This window comes from Sphaerisporangium sp. NPDC005289, assembly GCF_040607455.1.
Taxonomy (GTDB): Bacteria; Actinomycetota; Actinomycetes; order Streptosporangiales; family Streptosporangiaceae; genus Sphaerisporangium; species Sphaerisporangium rhizosphaerae.
Genome location: NZ_JBEXGS010000010.1, coordinates 100,886 through 114,648 on the forward strand (window position 1 = coordinate 100,886; position 13,763 = coordinate 114,648).

Sequence of the window (13,763 nt, forward strand, 5' to 3'; positions counted from 1 at the left end):
GCGGGCCCCATCGCCGCGACATGGCGTTCAGGCGCCGCTGGTGAGGTGGTTGGCGGCCCAGGAGGCGATGCCGGCGCGGGAGCGGGCGCCGAGTTTGTTCATGATCCGGTCGACGTGCCCCTCGGCGGTCCGCTGGGAGATGACCAGCCGCGCCGCGATCTCCCTGTTCGAGCGGCCCTCGGCGACGAGCGCGGCGACCTGCCGCTCGCGGGGCGTCAGCCGCAGCAGCGAGTCGCCCGGGGCGGACGGGGCCGGGACGCCGGCAAGGGGGCCGGCCGGCACGCCGGGGCGGGCCGCGCCGCTGGACGGCCGGCGCGTCTCGCCGAGGGCGTAGGCCACGGCGGCGTCGAAGGGGACCTCCGCGGCCCTGCGGCGCGCGGCCTCCACGGTGTCCTTGCCCAGCGTCCGCTCGGCCCGCTCCCGGCAGTGGACGCTCCACCCGCGCAGGGTGCCCCAGCCGAACAGCGGCGCCCCGATCGGCTCCCACATCCGCTCGCTCATGGCGAGCATGAGCGAGGCGGCCTCTGCGTCGCCGTTCGCCATGGCGATCCAGGCCAGGAACTCCACGCAGAACGGGATGCCGAGCCGGTCGGTGATGCGCCGCTTGACGCGCAGCGACTCCCGCGCGTACCTCTCGGCCGACCGCAGGTCGCCGCGGCTCCACCAGGTGACGGCGAGGTTCCACAGGGCCCATGACCGCGTCCAGCACTCTCCGTGGGCCTCGCACAGCGCCACGCAGTCCTTGCACAGCGCCATGGCGCGCTCCACGTCCCCGAGCAGGCCGACGACCATGCCGAGCTGGCAGGACACGACGGTGGTCACGGACGTGAGCTCCCCTGTGGCTCGGTGGTGGTCCAGCGCCCGCTCCAGGTACACCGCCGCCTCCTCCAGCCGGTCCTGGATCCACATCGCCGTGCCGATCCACTGGGTGGCGTGGGCGAGCGCGGTGTCGTCCCCGAGGCGCCGCGCGAGGTCGGCGCACTCGGTGAGCGCCCCGAGCGCGCGCTGGACGTCGCCCTGCCCGGTGGCCACCCAGCCGTCCACCCACAGCGCCTTGGCGCGCTCGCCGCTGGGCGCGGTGTCCAGGGCCAGCGCCCGGTCCAGCCAGTGGCGGCCGTCCCGGACGGCGGAGCCGATCCAGTACCACCAGAGCGCGCCGGCCATCCGCAGCCCGGTGCGGGCCTCGCCGGGTTCGGTGAGGCAGAACTCCAGCGCCGTCCACACGTCGGGCTCGTCGGCCCGCGTGCGGTCCAGCCAGGCGGGCTGGCGCGGCCCGAACCAGTCGGCCTCGGCCCGCTCGGCCAGGCGCAGGTAGTGGTCGCGGTGCCGGCGGCGCACGGCGGTCTCCTCGCCGCTCTCGGCCAGCCGTTCCTTCCCGTAGTCGCGGATCGTCTCCAGCATGGAGTACCGGACGTGGGCGCCATGGCCGGTGCGGCAGACCACGGACTTGCCGACCAGGCTCGCGATGCCCGACAGCACCTGCTCGCGCGTGAGGCCCGCGCCGGCGCACACATCCTGGACGGCTTCCTGGCCGGCCTGGCCGGCGAACACCGAGAGCCTCGCCCACAGGGTCTGCTCCAGGCCGGTGCACAGGTCGAAGCTCCACCCGATCGCCGCGCGCAGCGTCTGGTGGCGCGGCTGGTCGTCGCGGTACCCGGTGGCCAGCAGGCGGTAGCGGTCCTCCAGCCGGGTCAGCATCTGGTCCACCGACAGCACCGGCAGCCGCACCGCCGCCAGCTCGATGGCCAGCGGCAGCCCGTCCAGCCGGCGGCACAGCGTGGCCACGGCGTTCTCGTTGCCCTTGTCCACGACGAACCCCGACACCGCGGCCGACGCGCGGTCCTCGAACAGCGCCAGCGCCTCGTACCCGGTGCCGGCGTCCTCGGCCCCGGCGGCCGGCTCCTGCGTGCCGGGCAGGGTGAGCGGCAGGACGCGCCAGACGTGCTCCCCGGGCAGCCCGATCGGTTCGCGGCTGGTGGCCAGCACCCGCAGCCCGGGCGCCGCCCGCAGCAGCGCGGCCACCAGGTCGGCACAGGCCTCGCGCACGTGTTCGCAGTTGTCCAGGACCAGCAGCAGGCGGCGGCCGGCCAGGTGGTCGGCCAGGGCCCGCACCGGGTCGCGGGTGGAGACGGTGTCGGGCGCCTCGACCGCCGCGGCCACCGCGCTCGCGACCAGCGAGGCGGTGTGCACCTTGGCCAGTTCGGCGAGGCGGACACCGTCGGGGAAGGTCCGCTGGAGCCGGCGGGCGACGTGGAGCGCCAGCCGGGTCTTGCCGACCCCGCCGACGCCCGTGAGCGTGACCAGCCGCCACCGGCACAGGCATTTCCCGATGTCCGCGGTCGCCTGCCGGCGGCCGACGAAGCTGGTGATCTCGCGGGGCAGGGTCCCCGCCTTCCGCTTTACCGCATGCACTGGCACCACGCCCGCCGGGCCCGAGGGGCTCCTGAGATGGTTCATGGCCATCGGTCGCGCGCATGACGTCATCACGCGCCCACTGTCGTATTATCCCATATGTCAGGTTCGCGCGGTCGGGGAGCCCGAGCCGTCCAGCAGCTCTGCGAAGCGCTCGGCGACCAGATCCCAGCGCCACTCGCGCTCGATCCACTCCCGGCCCCGCTCCCCCATGCGCCGGGCGCGCTCCGGGTCGCGCAGCAGCCCCGTCAGGGCCGCCGCCACCTCGGCCGGGTCGCGGCCGTCGACCACCAGCCCGGTCTCCCCGGGCAGGACCGCGTCGGGCGCACCCCCTGAGGCCCCGGCGACGATCGGCAGCCCGGTCGCGGAAGCCTCCAGGTACACGATGCCCAGACCCTCCACGTCCATGCCGCCAAGGCGCGTGCGGCACGGCATCGCGAACACGTCCCCGGCGTCGTAGTAGGCCGGCAGGCTGCTCCAGGGCACCGACCCGGTGACCACCACCGACCCCGCCAGCCCCCGCTCGCCGATCGCCCGCTCGATCGCCGGACGGGACGGCCCCCCGCCCACCAGCAGCAGGACGGCGTCCGGCACCTCGCGCAGCACCGACGGCCAGCAGCGGACCAGCGTGTCCTGCCCCTTGCGCGGCACCAGGCGCGACACGCACACGACCACCGGCCGCTCGCCGATGCCCAGCGACGCCCGCACCCCCGCGCCGCCGGACCCGGGACGGAACACACCGGTGTCCACGCCGGGCGTCAGCCGCACGAGCCGGCCGGAGGGCACCACGCGCACCAGCCGCTCGCGGGTGTACTCGCCCAGGTAGGTGACCACGTCCGCGCGGGCGCCGATGCGCGCGAGCAGGCCGCGCGCCACCGGGACGCCCGCCCAGGCGGCCTCGTGCCCGTGGGTCAGCATGACCACCCGCCGGGCCCCCGCCGCGCGCAGTGCGGGCGCGAGCAGACCGAGCGGGGCCGCCGCGCCGAACACGACGGTGTCGCACCCCTCCGACCGCACCAGAGCGGCCGCCCGCCGCGCCACCTCAGGGACCGGCAGCATCAGCGACCCAGCGTGCCGCACCACGCGGTACGGCTGCCGCGCGTCGAACTCCTCCCACCCGCGCCAGCGCGAGGCGTACACCACCACCGACCCCGGCGGCCGCCGGAGGGCGAGCGCGTGCACGAACGCCTGGATGCCGCCGGGCCGCGGCGGGAAGTCGTTGGTGACGAACAGCGTCCTGGCGTGCCCGGGGCCGTGCCCGTCGGGGATCACGGCTCGGGCAGGCGGTTCAGGCGGGCCCAGGAGCGCGCCAGAGCCAGACGCTGCGGAGCGGTGGGGTGGGAGGCGTACATCAGGTAGTCGAAGCCGCTCGGCGTCAGATCGGAGATGTTGGTCAGCGCCAGCCGCTTCTGCATCGCGGCGAACGTGGCGGCGTCACGGGTCAGATCCAGCGCGTGGACGTCGGCCCTGGCCTCGATCCGCCGGCTGACGAGGTTCTCGGCCGGCCCCGACAGCACGGTCGCCAGGCTCATCAGCCCCAGAAGCACGCCGACCGCCCTCGGGTCGGCCACCGAGGCGACGCCCGTGCGGCGCCTGAGCGCGGGCAGGGACACCACCAGGTACAGCAGGCAGGCGCCCGCGGCGGCGCCGAGCGCGCCGACCATCGTCCCGTACAGGACGTCCCCGCGCTTGGCGTGCCCCAGCTCGTGCGCGACGACCAGCCTCACCTCACCGGCCGGGGCGCGCAGCAGCGTGTCGTAGACGACGATGCGGCGGGTGGCGCCGAAGCCGGAGACGTAGGCGTTGAGCGCCGTGGTCCGGCGGGAGGCGTCGGCGACCAGCACGTCCTGGACGGGGACGCCGTCGCGGCGGGCCATGGCGACCAGATCGTCGCGCAGCCGCCCGGCGGGCAGCGGCGTGAAGTCGTTGAACAACGGCTCGACGACCAGGGGGTAGACGAACGACGCCGCGACGGTGAGCAGGAACGCCCCGGCCGCGGCGGGCGCCCACCAGCGGCGGGGGGCGCGGCGGGCCAGCCAGACCACCGCGAGCACCATGATCGCGATGATCACGGTCTGGACGGCGAAGCTCTTGAGCCGGTCGGCCGACCACGCGGGCCACTGCTGGGTGGACAGGCCGTAGGCGCGCAGCCGCGTCTCGTACCACATGCCGAGCGGCCACTTGATCGCCAGGCTCACCGCCGAGAGCGCGACGACGCCGAGCAGGGCGCGCGCCCACCACGGGCCCGGGAGCCGTCCCACCAGCCAGGCGCCCACGGGCGTCAGGACCAGCACGCCCGCGACGGCGAGCGTCACGGCCAGCGACAGGTACACCGGCACGTTCACGGCCGCGTCGAAGGCGTCGGCGCGCGCGATCTGCGCCGCGGTGAAGTCGCGCGCGGGATCGGGCGCCACGGCGGGCGCGGAGCCCGGCAGCGGGCGCCACGGCGTGCTCACCGCCACCACGGCGGCCAGCGCCACCCCCAGGCCCACCAGCGCGCCCCCCGCCGCCCGCACCCCGCTCACCGCTCGCTCCGAGCCGGCGCCTGGACCGTCGGGTGGGCCCGTGCGGGCGTGCGCATCCGCGCCGGCGTCGCCCGCCGGGCCGGCCACGCGGCCGGTCTCGTCACTTCGCTCCATGCTCTCCCCTGCGCCGCGCCGCCACCGTGGTCATGCGAGCTGGTCTCGGACGTACTCGCGCCAGGCGGCGGTGAATCGCTCCAGGCTCATGCGGAGCGTGCGGGACAGCGCCGCCCGCACGTCCCCGTGCCTGGACTCACGGTAGAGGCTCACCAGAGCGCGTTCGCCGAAGCGCCCCGCGACATACCGGCAGGCGAGCCAGGCCTCCTCGTACGCCTGGGCCTGCCGCGCGGAGCCGGCGGCGAACGCCTCCGGCCCGGGCAGCCGTTCGGGCGTCCGTCCGGCGCGCACCTCGTCGGCCAGTTCGGCCGCGGCCCGGCGCGCCGGGATGCCGGCGTCGAGATAGCCGACGTAGTCCGCGAACCCCTCGACCAGCCATTTGGGCGTGCTCCCGTCGAGCGCCGCCCCGGTGGCGATGTGCGTGATCTCGTGGGCGAGGACGACGTCGCGGCCGGCGGCGGTCAGGCGGGCGAACGACCGCGGCTCCACGATCACCCGGTCGGCGCCCGCCACCGCGGCCAGGCCGTTCACCTGCGCTGGGGCGGCCAGCACGGCCGCCTGCTCGGTCGTGGCGGGAACGGCGATCAGCGGACGCACCGGGCCCACGACGCGGGCGACCAGCCGGCTCGCCCGGTCGGCCCGGCGCGCCAGGTCGGCGAACGCGGCTCCGGAGGCCGCGGCGGCGGCTTCGCCTCCGGGGACGGGCCTGGTCGCGGAGGTTTTCGCAGCCTGCGGGGCCGTGGTTCCAGAAGCCGTGAGGGCTCCAGCGGCGGTGAGGGCACCGGGGGCCGCGACCACGAGGGAGAGGTCGCCGCGGAAGGTCCGCGCGCCGGACCATATCTCCGGATGCTCGCCGATCAGCGTCCGCGCCCGCCGTCCGAGATCGTCCTCGACGGCGGAGGGCCCCGTCAGCACGGTCAGCAACCCCGCCAGGACGGCCCAGAGCCACACGACGCGCATGCGGGAAATCTACTCGCTCGTCCTTCCCGGCCACATCGGCGTCCCAGAGGCGGACCCCCGTCAGCGTCCCGACGGAGGACCCGTATCGACTTCCCGGCGGCACATCGGCCTGGCGGGGCACGGACGCGCGAAGGCCCCGTCCGGTCGTGTCGCGCCTCGCCGATGGGGCGCGGCGCGGACGCGCGAAGGCCCCGTCCGCTCCGAGGGGGGAGGAGCGGACGGGGCCTTCACGACCGGCGCGAGGGGCATGTGCACCACCTGGAAAGGTCTTCGAGGAGCGGGGGCACCTCTCGGAGACGCTCTCCCGGAGGAATCCTCGCGCCGATCGGCCTCCGGAACGGCAGGCAGATCGGCCTCCGGAACCGCCGGTCGGCTTCCAGCACCGCCGGTCAGGGTCCGGAATCGCCGGTCGACATCCCGGGACGGCCCGGAAACCGGACCGGCCCGTCGTGGGAACCGGGAGCGGATCGGCACGGGCGACCGGCGCACCCGACCCAGCGGAGCCCTGGATGGGCGGGGGTGGTTCCGCGGGTCAAGCGGGGGTCCAGCGCCGACCTGGAGCGGCAGGCGGAATCCGACCTGGTCATCCGATTGCTGGATGGCAGCGCCGACGCCGCGACGGTCCCGCCGGTCAGGCGCCGGGGCGGACGGCGCCGACGAAGGACGCCTTCCGGTAGCCCGACAGCTTGTCGATGCGCACCCGCGCGCCGGTGTGCGGCGAGTGGATCATCTTGCCGTGCCCGACGTACATGCCGACGTGGCCGAGTCCGTAGAAGAACATCAGGTCACCCTGCTTGAGGTTCTTCCAGGACACCTTCTTCCGCACCGTGCGGAACTGGCTGGCGGCGATGCGGGGCAGCTTCACACCGGCCTTGCGCCAGGCGTACAGCATCAGGCCGGAGCAGTCGAAGGCCCCCGGGCCGCTGGCGCCCCAGCGGTAGGGGTCGCCGATCTGCTTCTTCGCCACCGCGACGGCCGTGTGCGCCTTGAGCTGCTGCCGGGCGGCCCTGCTCACTTTGGCCTTGCTCTTGGATGTGCGGGAGGTGCCGGATGTGCTCGCCTCGCTCACCGCGGCCGTGCCGGTGGGCTCGGAGGCCCCGGTGATGCTCGGTGTCTCGATCAGCCCGGCCGGGCCGTAGACGGACGGCTCTGAGGGTCCCTGAGCCGGTGCCGCCGTGGCGGCGTCAGCCGCCGTCGCCTGCGTCGCCACGGCTCCCACGGAGGCCGTCATGGTGAGCACCACACCGCCGAGAGAGAAGCGGGCAATGCGCGACAGACGAGGGTTCTGGGTGGTGCTGGACAGGATCGCTCCTTGATTCTTCCACTCACGCCTACCGGGTTAGCTGACGGATTCGGGCATGGAAGTAGCCCTACGACGCCAAGGCGTCGATTCACCCCCTGATCCCGCGTTCAGGATCAATTGGGTCCCCGGTTCCGTGCTCCTTGCCGCACGGATTCGGCAGGTCACCGCCCCTTTGGGGTCCTGGCTCGCGCCTTACTGGGGCGACGGCGACCGCTGGATTGTCATGCGTGGAGCCGGTCGGAAGACCGGCTCCGTTCGCGACGGCATGGCGTGCTCGCCGCGGGCCAGAAGTTACACAGAACCCCAAATCGAGGCAAAGCCGTGACCAAGTCACATAGATCAAATAGGGGGCTTCTTAATCAGGAAACCCCTGCACAACAAGCGCATCCGTTACCCGTATGTGATTCCCCTCACATATCCCGAAACGGCACCTGACGCGAGTCACACAAGTCACATCAGTCACACCCGTTCAGGGATCTTGGAGAGGGAACGGTCCACCTAGCCCCGCCCGGCGGACCGGGATGCGCACCCCCGCGTGTCACGCTCCGCACTCGAGACCCGTTACCCACGACGTCCGTTCCGCAACGATCATTCAGCAACAGTGCTTCCGCAATGAGAATTACGCAATATCCGTTGTGCAACGTCCATTGCTCATGTCAAAGTGGGCGCATGGCCGATGAAGACGTACGCACGATCACCGACTCACGGGTGCTGGCCGCCCTGTCGCATCCCACGAGGCGGCGCCTCATGGACGCGCTGAAGGTCTACGGTCCCTGCACCGCCAGCATGCTGGCCGAGCACACCGGGCAGGCCGTCGCCAACGCCAGCCACCACCTGCGCGTCCTGGCCGGCAGCGAGCTCATCGAGGAGGCCCCCGAGCTCGCCCGCGACCGGCGCGAGCGCTGGTGGCGGCTGTCCTCGGCCGAGCTGCGCTGGAGCGAGTCCGACTTCGGCGGCGACCCCGCGACCGCCGCCATCGCCAGCGCGGCGGCGTCCCTCAACCTCGAACACCACGTCAGCATGGTCCGCGCCTGGTACGCCGCGAGCGAGGACGAGCGGGCGGCCTGGCAGGACGCCCCCTTCTCCACCGACAAGTGGCTGCGGCTCACCCCCGACGAGCTGCACGAGTTCGAGGCGCAGTTCCTGGAGCTCCTCAACCGGTGGGCCACCCGGGAGATCCCCGACGACGGGCGGCCCCGCGAGCCGGTGTTCGTGTTCGCCTTCGGCGTCCCGGGCCGGCCGTGAACGGCCTCACCGCGGCGGCCGCGCCCGCCGCGTCTCGATCCCGGGGCCGCTGGGGGCTGCTGCGCGACCGCGACTTCCGGCTGCTGTGGGTCGGCGAGACCACCAGCGGCTTCGGCAGCTCTCTCACCTCGGTTGCCCTGCCTCTGGTCGCGATCACCGCGCTCCACGCGACCACACTGGAGGTCGCTCTGCTCACCGCCGCGGCGTGGGTGCCGTGGGTGATCATCGGCCTGCCCGCCGGAGCCTGGGTCGACCGCCTGCCTCGCAGGCCCGTGATGCTGATCTGCGACGCCGTGTCGTTCCTGCTGTTCCTCAGCATCCCGGTGGCCGCGTGGCAAGGCGTGCTGACCGTCGGCCATCTGCTGGCCGTCGCGCTGCTCACGGGCACCGCCAAGGTGTTCTTCCAGACCTCCTACCAGGTGTACCTCCCCTCGATCGTCGTCCCCGCCGACCTGCCCGAGGGCAACGCCAAGCTCCAGGGCGGCGAGTCGGCCGTCGAAGTGGTGGGCCCGGGAGCCGCCGGTCTGGTCGCCCAGGTGTTCGGCGCGGTCACCGCGCTGCTCGCCGACGCGGCGAGCTTCGTGGTCTCGGCGCTGTGCCTGCTCGGCATCAGGGCCCGCGAGGCCCCGGTGTCGCGCGAGCGGCGGGCCACGACGCTTCGACGCGAGATCGGCGAGGGCCTGCGCTTCGTCGCCCGCGACCCCTACCTGCGGGTGCTCACGGTGTTCGGGGCGGCCAGCAACCTCGGGCTCATGGGATACCAGGCCATCCTGGTCGTCTTCCTGGTGCGCGACGTCGGCGTCGGCCCCGGCGCGGTCGGCGGGCTGATGGCGGTCATGAGCGTCGGCGGCCTGGCGGGTGCCGCGAGCGCCACCTGGGTGTCCAGGCGGCTCGGCAGCGCCCGCGCCATGATCGTGTTCGAGGCGCTCGGCGCGCCGTTCGGCCTGCTCATTCCGCTGGCCCACCGGGGCCCGTGGCTGGCGGTCGCGGTGGCCGGCGGGTTCGTCCTGGTCACGGGCGTGGTGGCGGGCAACATCATCAAGGCGGGCTTCCGCCAGACCTACGTCCCCCGGCACCTGCTCGGCCGGGTCTCCGTGAGCATGCAGTTCGTCAACTACGGCACCATCCCGCTCGGCGCCCTCCTCGGCGGGGCGCTCGGCGGCGCCATCGGCACCCGTCCGTCGATGTGGGTCGTCACGGCCGGGCTCGCCCTGACCGGCCTGATCCTCCTCACCGGCCCCCTCAGGCACCGCCGCGACCTCCCCGCCTCCCCCGACCACCCCTGACCCACGACCCCACCCACCACCAGACCAGGCCGCACACCGAGCCGGACCCGTTCAAGCGTGCCTATCCCGGCGCCGGGTCGGCGGGGACGAGGAACGGCCGATCCGGCGCCGTGTGCGGCGGGCGACCCGGTGGACCCTCGACTCACAGCCCCGGCCGTTCGCCAGGCCACCGGCGGGCGGGCGTCCTTGCCATATCGGCAAGAGGGTGTGCTCATTCGCGCTGCGAGCGCCTAGCCTGCCGGCCATGATGTCGCACTCACAGCACCATGATCACCTTGACCATGAAGATCAACGTGACCGCCATGACCACGATGGCGAGGGCCACGCGCACCATGACGAGGCCGGCCTGGCGGACCTGCTCGACCTGGACGCGGTGGTGCTCGGCGCCTACCTGGAGAAGGTGACCGAGTGGGCCGGGCGGCACGCCCCCGACGCGCCCCGGACCATCGTCGACGTGGGCGCCGGGACGGGCACCGGCGGGCTGGCCTTCGCACGCCGCTTCGCGACCGCCGAGGTCGTCGCCGTCGACAGGTCCCCCTTGATGCTCGGACGACTCCAGGCCACGGCGCGCGAGCGCGGGCTGGCCCACCGGCTGCGCGTCGTACAGGCCGACCTGGACGTCGCCTGGCCCTCGGTCGGCGGAGTGGACCTCGCGTGGGCGTCCTCGTCCTTGCACGAGGTCGCCGACCCGCACCGCGTGCTCACCGACCTGCACACCGCGCTGAACCCCGGCGGCCTGCTGGTGGTCGTCGAGATGGACGGTCCGCCGCGCTTCCTCCCCGACGACATCGGGTTCGGCCGGCCGGGCCTGGAGTCGCGCTGCCACGAGGCGATGGCGCAGGCGGGCTGGAACGCGCACCCGCACTGGCGTCCGTACCTGGAGCGAGCCGGTTTCGAGATCGCCGCCGAGCACCGATTCAGCATCGAGGCGACTCCGGCGCCGCCGGAGACCGGACGCTACGCGCATGCCTACCTGAGCCATATCCGCCGCGGCCTCGACGGCCGGCTGCCCGCCGACGACCTCGACGCCCTGGACCGCCTGCTCGCGCAGGACGACCCCGGGGCCCTCCTGCACCGCGGCGACCTGACCGTCCGGGGCACCCGCACCGCCTGGGCGGCCCGCCGCCCCTGACCGGCTCCCCGCGCCGGCCACAGACCGCGCTCCGGCTCGTAGAACGCGCTGACTGCAGAACGGGCTGAGCCGCAGACGCGCTGAGCCGTAGAACGGGCTGGGCCGTAGAACGCGAACGCCCCCGGGCCGGAAGTCCCGGCCGGGGGCGTGGCGTGGTCCGTGCGGTGCGTCAGGGGCGGACGGCGCCGATGATCCCCCGATAGCTGGAAAGGGGGACGACCTTGACGACGTCTCCGGTGCGGGGCGCGTGCACCATCTTGCCGCCGCCCGCGTACATGCCGACGTGACCGAGGCCCGCGGCGAACAGCAGGTCGCCCGGCTGCAGGGCGTTCAGGGAGACCCGGCGGGAGGCGCCCCAGGAGTACTGCTGGGCGGCGGTGCGCGGCAGGCTGACCCCGGCCGCCCGCCAGGACGCCTGGGTGAGGCCCGAGCAGTCCCAGGCGCCCGGCCCGGTGCCGCCGTAGCGGTAGGGCTTGCCGACCTGCGCGAAGGCGAACTGCAGCGCCGCGCGGGCGTTGCCGGAGGCGGCCCCGGTGTACTTGATGCCTGGGCTGTTCGGATTGCCGGGGTTGTAGGCGTTCAGCTTGCGCAGGAGCCGCTCCTGCTCACCGACCAGCTTCTCGACGTCCTTCTTCTGCCGGCGCAGGTCGTCCAGCAGCTTGACGGCCTTGTCGTAGGCGCCCTTGGCCTTGTCGCGCTGCCCCTTGAGCGACCGGGTGGCCTGCTCGTACGCGCTGATCGTGCGTGACTGGCCCGCCGACATCTGGTCGATGGAGGCCAGCCCGGCCAGCAGCGCCTCGGGGTCGGGCTGGGTGATCAGGTTGGACCAGGACAGGACGTCACCGGACTGGTAGGTGCTGATCGCGACCGACACCAGGCCGACGCGCAGGTCATCGACGCGGCCGAGCTCGCCCTTCAGGCGGCCGTTGAGGGAGTTGTACTCCTTCCTGGCCTTCTTCCACTGCTCGCCGGCCAGGTTGTAGCGGTCCACCACCTTGTCGGCCTGGTCGTTGAGCTTGGCCAGCCGCGCCTTCGTCTGGGCGATCGTCGGCTTCGGCTTGGCCTCCGCTCCGCCCGTCTGGGTCGCCATGACGGCGACGATCAGACCGGCGGCCAAAGGTATCCGCCCTATCGCCCGGATCCCACGCACGACCACTGGGACGCCAGCTCCCTCTGCGAGACAAGTGAGACAACCTGGGCGGTGATCCTACAGAAAAGGCATGGATACCTGCACCTCTTCGCCAGTAAATGGTTTGAGAACAGTCAAGCGATGGGAAATCGCGTCGCCACGACGATCGCGGGCGCCGGGCGCCACAGGACCACGGCCCGTCCGCGGCGGGCGGACGGGCGTCGTCACGGATGGCGTCGCCAGGAACGGGCGTCGTCAGGAACGGCCGAGGCGGCGCAGCAGCAGCGTGGAGGGCACGGGACGGGCGCCCATGCGCCGCACCGAGTCGGCGACCTCGCGGTCGGAGGACACCACCGCGACGGCCCGGCCGGGCGGCTCGGCGCGCACGAGCTGCCGGATGAGGTCGTCGGCGATCTCCCCCGGCGCGCTGAACAGCACCCGCACGCCGCGCGGCGCCGACACCTGGACCGGGCCGTTCAGCTCGGCGCCGTCGAACACGCAGGTGACCTCGACCCTGGTCTGCACGGCCAGCCCGCCGAGGCCGGTGAGCAGCCGCGACCGCTGGTCCAGCAGGGTGAGCGCCGGGTAGCCGGTCTTGGTGACGTTGTAGCCGTCCACGACGAGGTGCAAATGCGGGATGGCCAGCAGCTGGTCCAGCAGCACCGGGTCGTCGTCGGCCAGGGCGCGGGCCGGCACGGCGCGCACCGAGGGCGTGCCGGGGGTCACGGCGCTCACCGAGTCGGCCGGCTTGCTGATCGCCACGGGCAGCGCGAGCTCGCTGCGCAGGCCGGCGGCCGCGTCCTGCAAGGTGTCCAGCAGGACGCGGATGCGGGCGTCCTCGATGCTGCGGCCCTCGCGCGCGGCGCGGCGGCTGGCCTCGAGGGCTCGCTCGGCGTCGGACAGGCGTTCGCGGAGTTTGCGAAGCTCGCTTTCGGCCGCGCTGGTCGCGGAGGACACCGCCGTGCGGACCTCCTGCTCGAGCGCCCGCAGCTCGGCGGCCCGCTCCTCGGCCAGTCTGCCCCGTTCGCGGGCGTCGTGCAGCTTGCGCCGCAGGTCGGCCACCTCGGCGCGGGACGCCTTGAGCTGGTCGCGCAGCCGCTCGGCCTCCTCCTTGGCGGCGGCCTTCTGCGCGGCGAGCTGCTCGCGCAGGCGCACGACGGTCTGCTCCTGGGCGCTGCCCTCGGCGACGGCCGCCGCCTGCTCCAGATCGGAGCGGGCGGTCTCCACCAGGTCGGGCCAGCCGGGAGGGCGCGTCAGGTAGGCCGCAGCGGCGACGAGCACCGGCTCGGCCGCCGGCGGCACCGTGCCCTCCTCCAGGCTGGCCACCAGCTCGGGCCACGCCTCCTTGAGGCTCTCGGCGACGGTCTCGCGGAACTCCTTGTCGGTCTCGAGTTGCGCGGCGATCGGCGCGCTGCCCAGGCGGGCGCGCTTGCGCGGATCGAACCTCGCGATGCCCTTCAACGGCGCGGGGATCATCGCGGGCTGCATCGTGCCGAGCACCTGGGCGGCGAGCTCGACGACGTGTAAGCGGACCTGCTCGGGCAGCGGGCGAGACAGGCCTTCTCCGGCTGAACTCATCCGTCGTCCCCTAGCTGACTGGCCATTCAAATTTCGTCTATCCGACAAGGGTACGGCTGGCACGTTCGTGGTCAGCGCC

At 73.6% G+C, this 13,763-nt stretch carries 10 protein-coding genes and 1 riboswitch; of the genes, 3 read left to right on the forward strand and 7 right to left on the reverse strand.

The genetic code is table 11. From position 1 onward, the window contains the following. Window positions 1-27: 27 nt before the first annotated feature. The 5 genes from ABZT47_RS19195 to ABZT47_RS19215 form a co-directional block, all read right to left on the reverse strand. Window positions 28-2,412: a LuxR C-terminal-related transcriptional regulator gene (locus ABZT47_RS19195; RefSeq protein ID WP_354843413.1), complete on the reverse strand. Its 2,385-nt coding sequence runs from the start codon at window positions 2,410-2,412 to the stop codon at window positions 28-30. Between the two features lie 102 nt (window positions 2,413-2,514). Beyond that, on the reverse strand, window positions 2,515-3,684 hold the full coding sequence (locus ABZT47_RS19200; protein WP_354843415.1) for a glycosyltransferase family 4 protein: 1,170 nt from the start codon (window positions 3,682-3,684) through the stop codon (window positions 2,515-2,517). Next, window positions 3,681-5,051, reverse strand: a complete 1,371-nt coding sequence (locus ABZT47_RS19205; RefSeq protein ID WP_354843418.1) for a M48 family metallopeptidase — start codon at window positions 5,049-5,051, stop codon at window positions 3,681-3,683. Before ABZT47_RS19205 ends, ABZT47_RS19200 begins: the two co-directional genes overlap by 4 nt. Window positions 5,052-5,081: 30 nt before the next feature. Next, a complete protein-coding gene (locus ABZT47_RS19210) occupies window positions 5,082-6,011 on the reverse strand; it encodes a hypothetical protein (RefSeq protein ID WP_354843421.1) in 930 nt (309 codons plus the stop codon). A gap of 631 nt (window positions 6,012-6,642) precedes the next feature. Continuing rightward, on the reverse strand, window positions 6,643-7,242 hold the full coding sequence (locus ABZT47_RS19215) for a C40 family peptidase (RefSeq protein WP_354843424.1): 600 nt from the start codon (window positions 7,240-7,242) through the stop codon (window positions 6,643-6,645). Between the two features lie 82 nt (window positions 7,243-7,324). Next, a riboswitch (cyclic di-AMP (ydaO/yuaA leader) is annotated at window positions 7,325-7,483 on the reverse strand. Between the two features lie 500 nt (window positions 7,484-7,983). Between ABZT47_RS19215 and ABZT47_RS19220 the strand changes: the two genes are divergently transcribed. The 3 genes from ABZT47_RS19220 to ABZT47_RS19230 all read left to right on the forward strand — a co-directional run bounded on the left by ABZT47_RS19220 (window position 7,984) and on the right by ABZT47_RS19230 (window position 10,977). Then, entirely contained in the window at window positions 7,984-8,559 is a 576-nt protein-coding gene (locus tag ABZT47_RS19220; RefSeq protein ID WP_354843426.1) for a metalloregulator ArsR/SmtB family transcription factor, read from the forward strand. Then, the gene (locus ABZT47_RS19225; protein ID WP_354843429.1) at window positions 8,556-9,845 is read left to right on the forward strand and encodes an MFS transporter; all 1,290 of its coding nucleotides are present in this window, start codon (window positions 8,556-8,558) and stop codon (window positions 9,843-9,845) included. Before ABZT47_RS19220 ends, ABZT47_RS19225 begins: the two co-directional genes overlap by 4 nt. A 244-nt stretch (window positions 9,846-10,089) precedes the next feature. Then, window positions 10,090-10,977, forward strand: a complete 888-nt coding sequence (locus ABZT47_RS19230; RefSeq protein ID WP_354843432.1) for a methyltransferase domain-containing protein — start codon at window positions 10,090-10,092, stop codon at window positions 10,975-10,977. Between the two features lie 169 nt (window positions 10,978-11,146). On the opposite strand, the gene ABZT47_RS19235 is transcribed toward ABZT47_RS19230, so the two are convergent. Together ABZT47_RS19235 and ABZT47_RS19240 are read right to left on the reverse strand one after the other, a co-directional pair. Next, window positions 11,147-12,067: an NlpC/P60 family protein gene (locus ABZT47_RS19235; RefSeq protein ID WP_354843435.1), complete on the reverse strand. Its 921-nt coding sequence runs from the start codon at window positions 12,065-12,067 to the stop codon at window positions 11,147-11,149. A gap of 294 nt (window positions 12,068-12,361) precedes the next feature. Then, the gene (locus ABZT47_RS19240) at window positions 12,362-13,684 is read right to left on the reverse strand and encodes an NYN domain-containing protein (protein ID WP_354843438.1); all 1,323 of its coding nucleotides are present in this window, start codon (window positions 13,682-13,684) and stop codon (window positions 12,362-12,364) included. Window positions 13,685-13,763: the final 79 nt, after the last annotated feature.

Bases quoted from the DNA above. Each gene is read 5' to 3' on its own strand.
- ABZT47_RS19230 (WP_354843432.1), top strand. From the start codon at position 10,090: ATGATGTCGCACTCACAGCACCATGATCACCTTGACCATGAAGATCAA.
- ABZT47_RS19235 (WP_354843435.1), bottom strand. From the start codon at position 12,067: ATGGCGACCCAGACGGGCGGAGCGGAGGCCAAGCCGAAGCCGACGATC.
- ABZT47_RS19215 (WP_354843424.1), bottom strand. From the start codon at position 7,242: ATGACGGCCTCCGTGGGAGCCGTGGCGACGCAGGCGACGGCGGCTGAC.
- ABZT47_RS19240 (WP_354843438.1), bottom strand. From the start codon at position 13,684: ATGAGTTCAGCCGGAGAAGGCCTGTCTCGCCCGCTGCCCGAGCAGGTC.
- ABZT47_RS19210 (WP_354843421.1), bottom strand. From the start codon at position 6,011: ATGCGCGTCGTGTGGCTCTGGGCCGTCCTGGCGGGGTTGCTGACCGTG.
- ABZT47_RS19220 (WP_354843426.1), top strand. From the start codon at position 7,984: ATGGCCGATGAAGACGTACGCACGATCACCGACTCACGGGTGCTGGCC.
- ABZT47_RS19205 (WP_354843418.1), bottom strand. From the start codon at position 5,051: ATGGAGCGAAGTGACGAGACCGGCCGCGTGGCCGGCCCGGCGGGCGAC.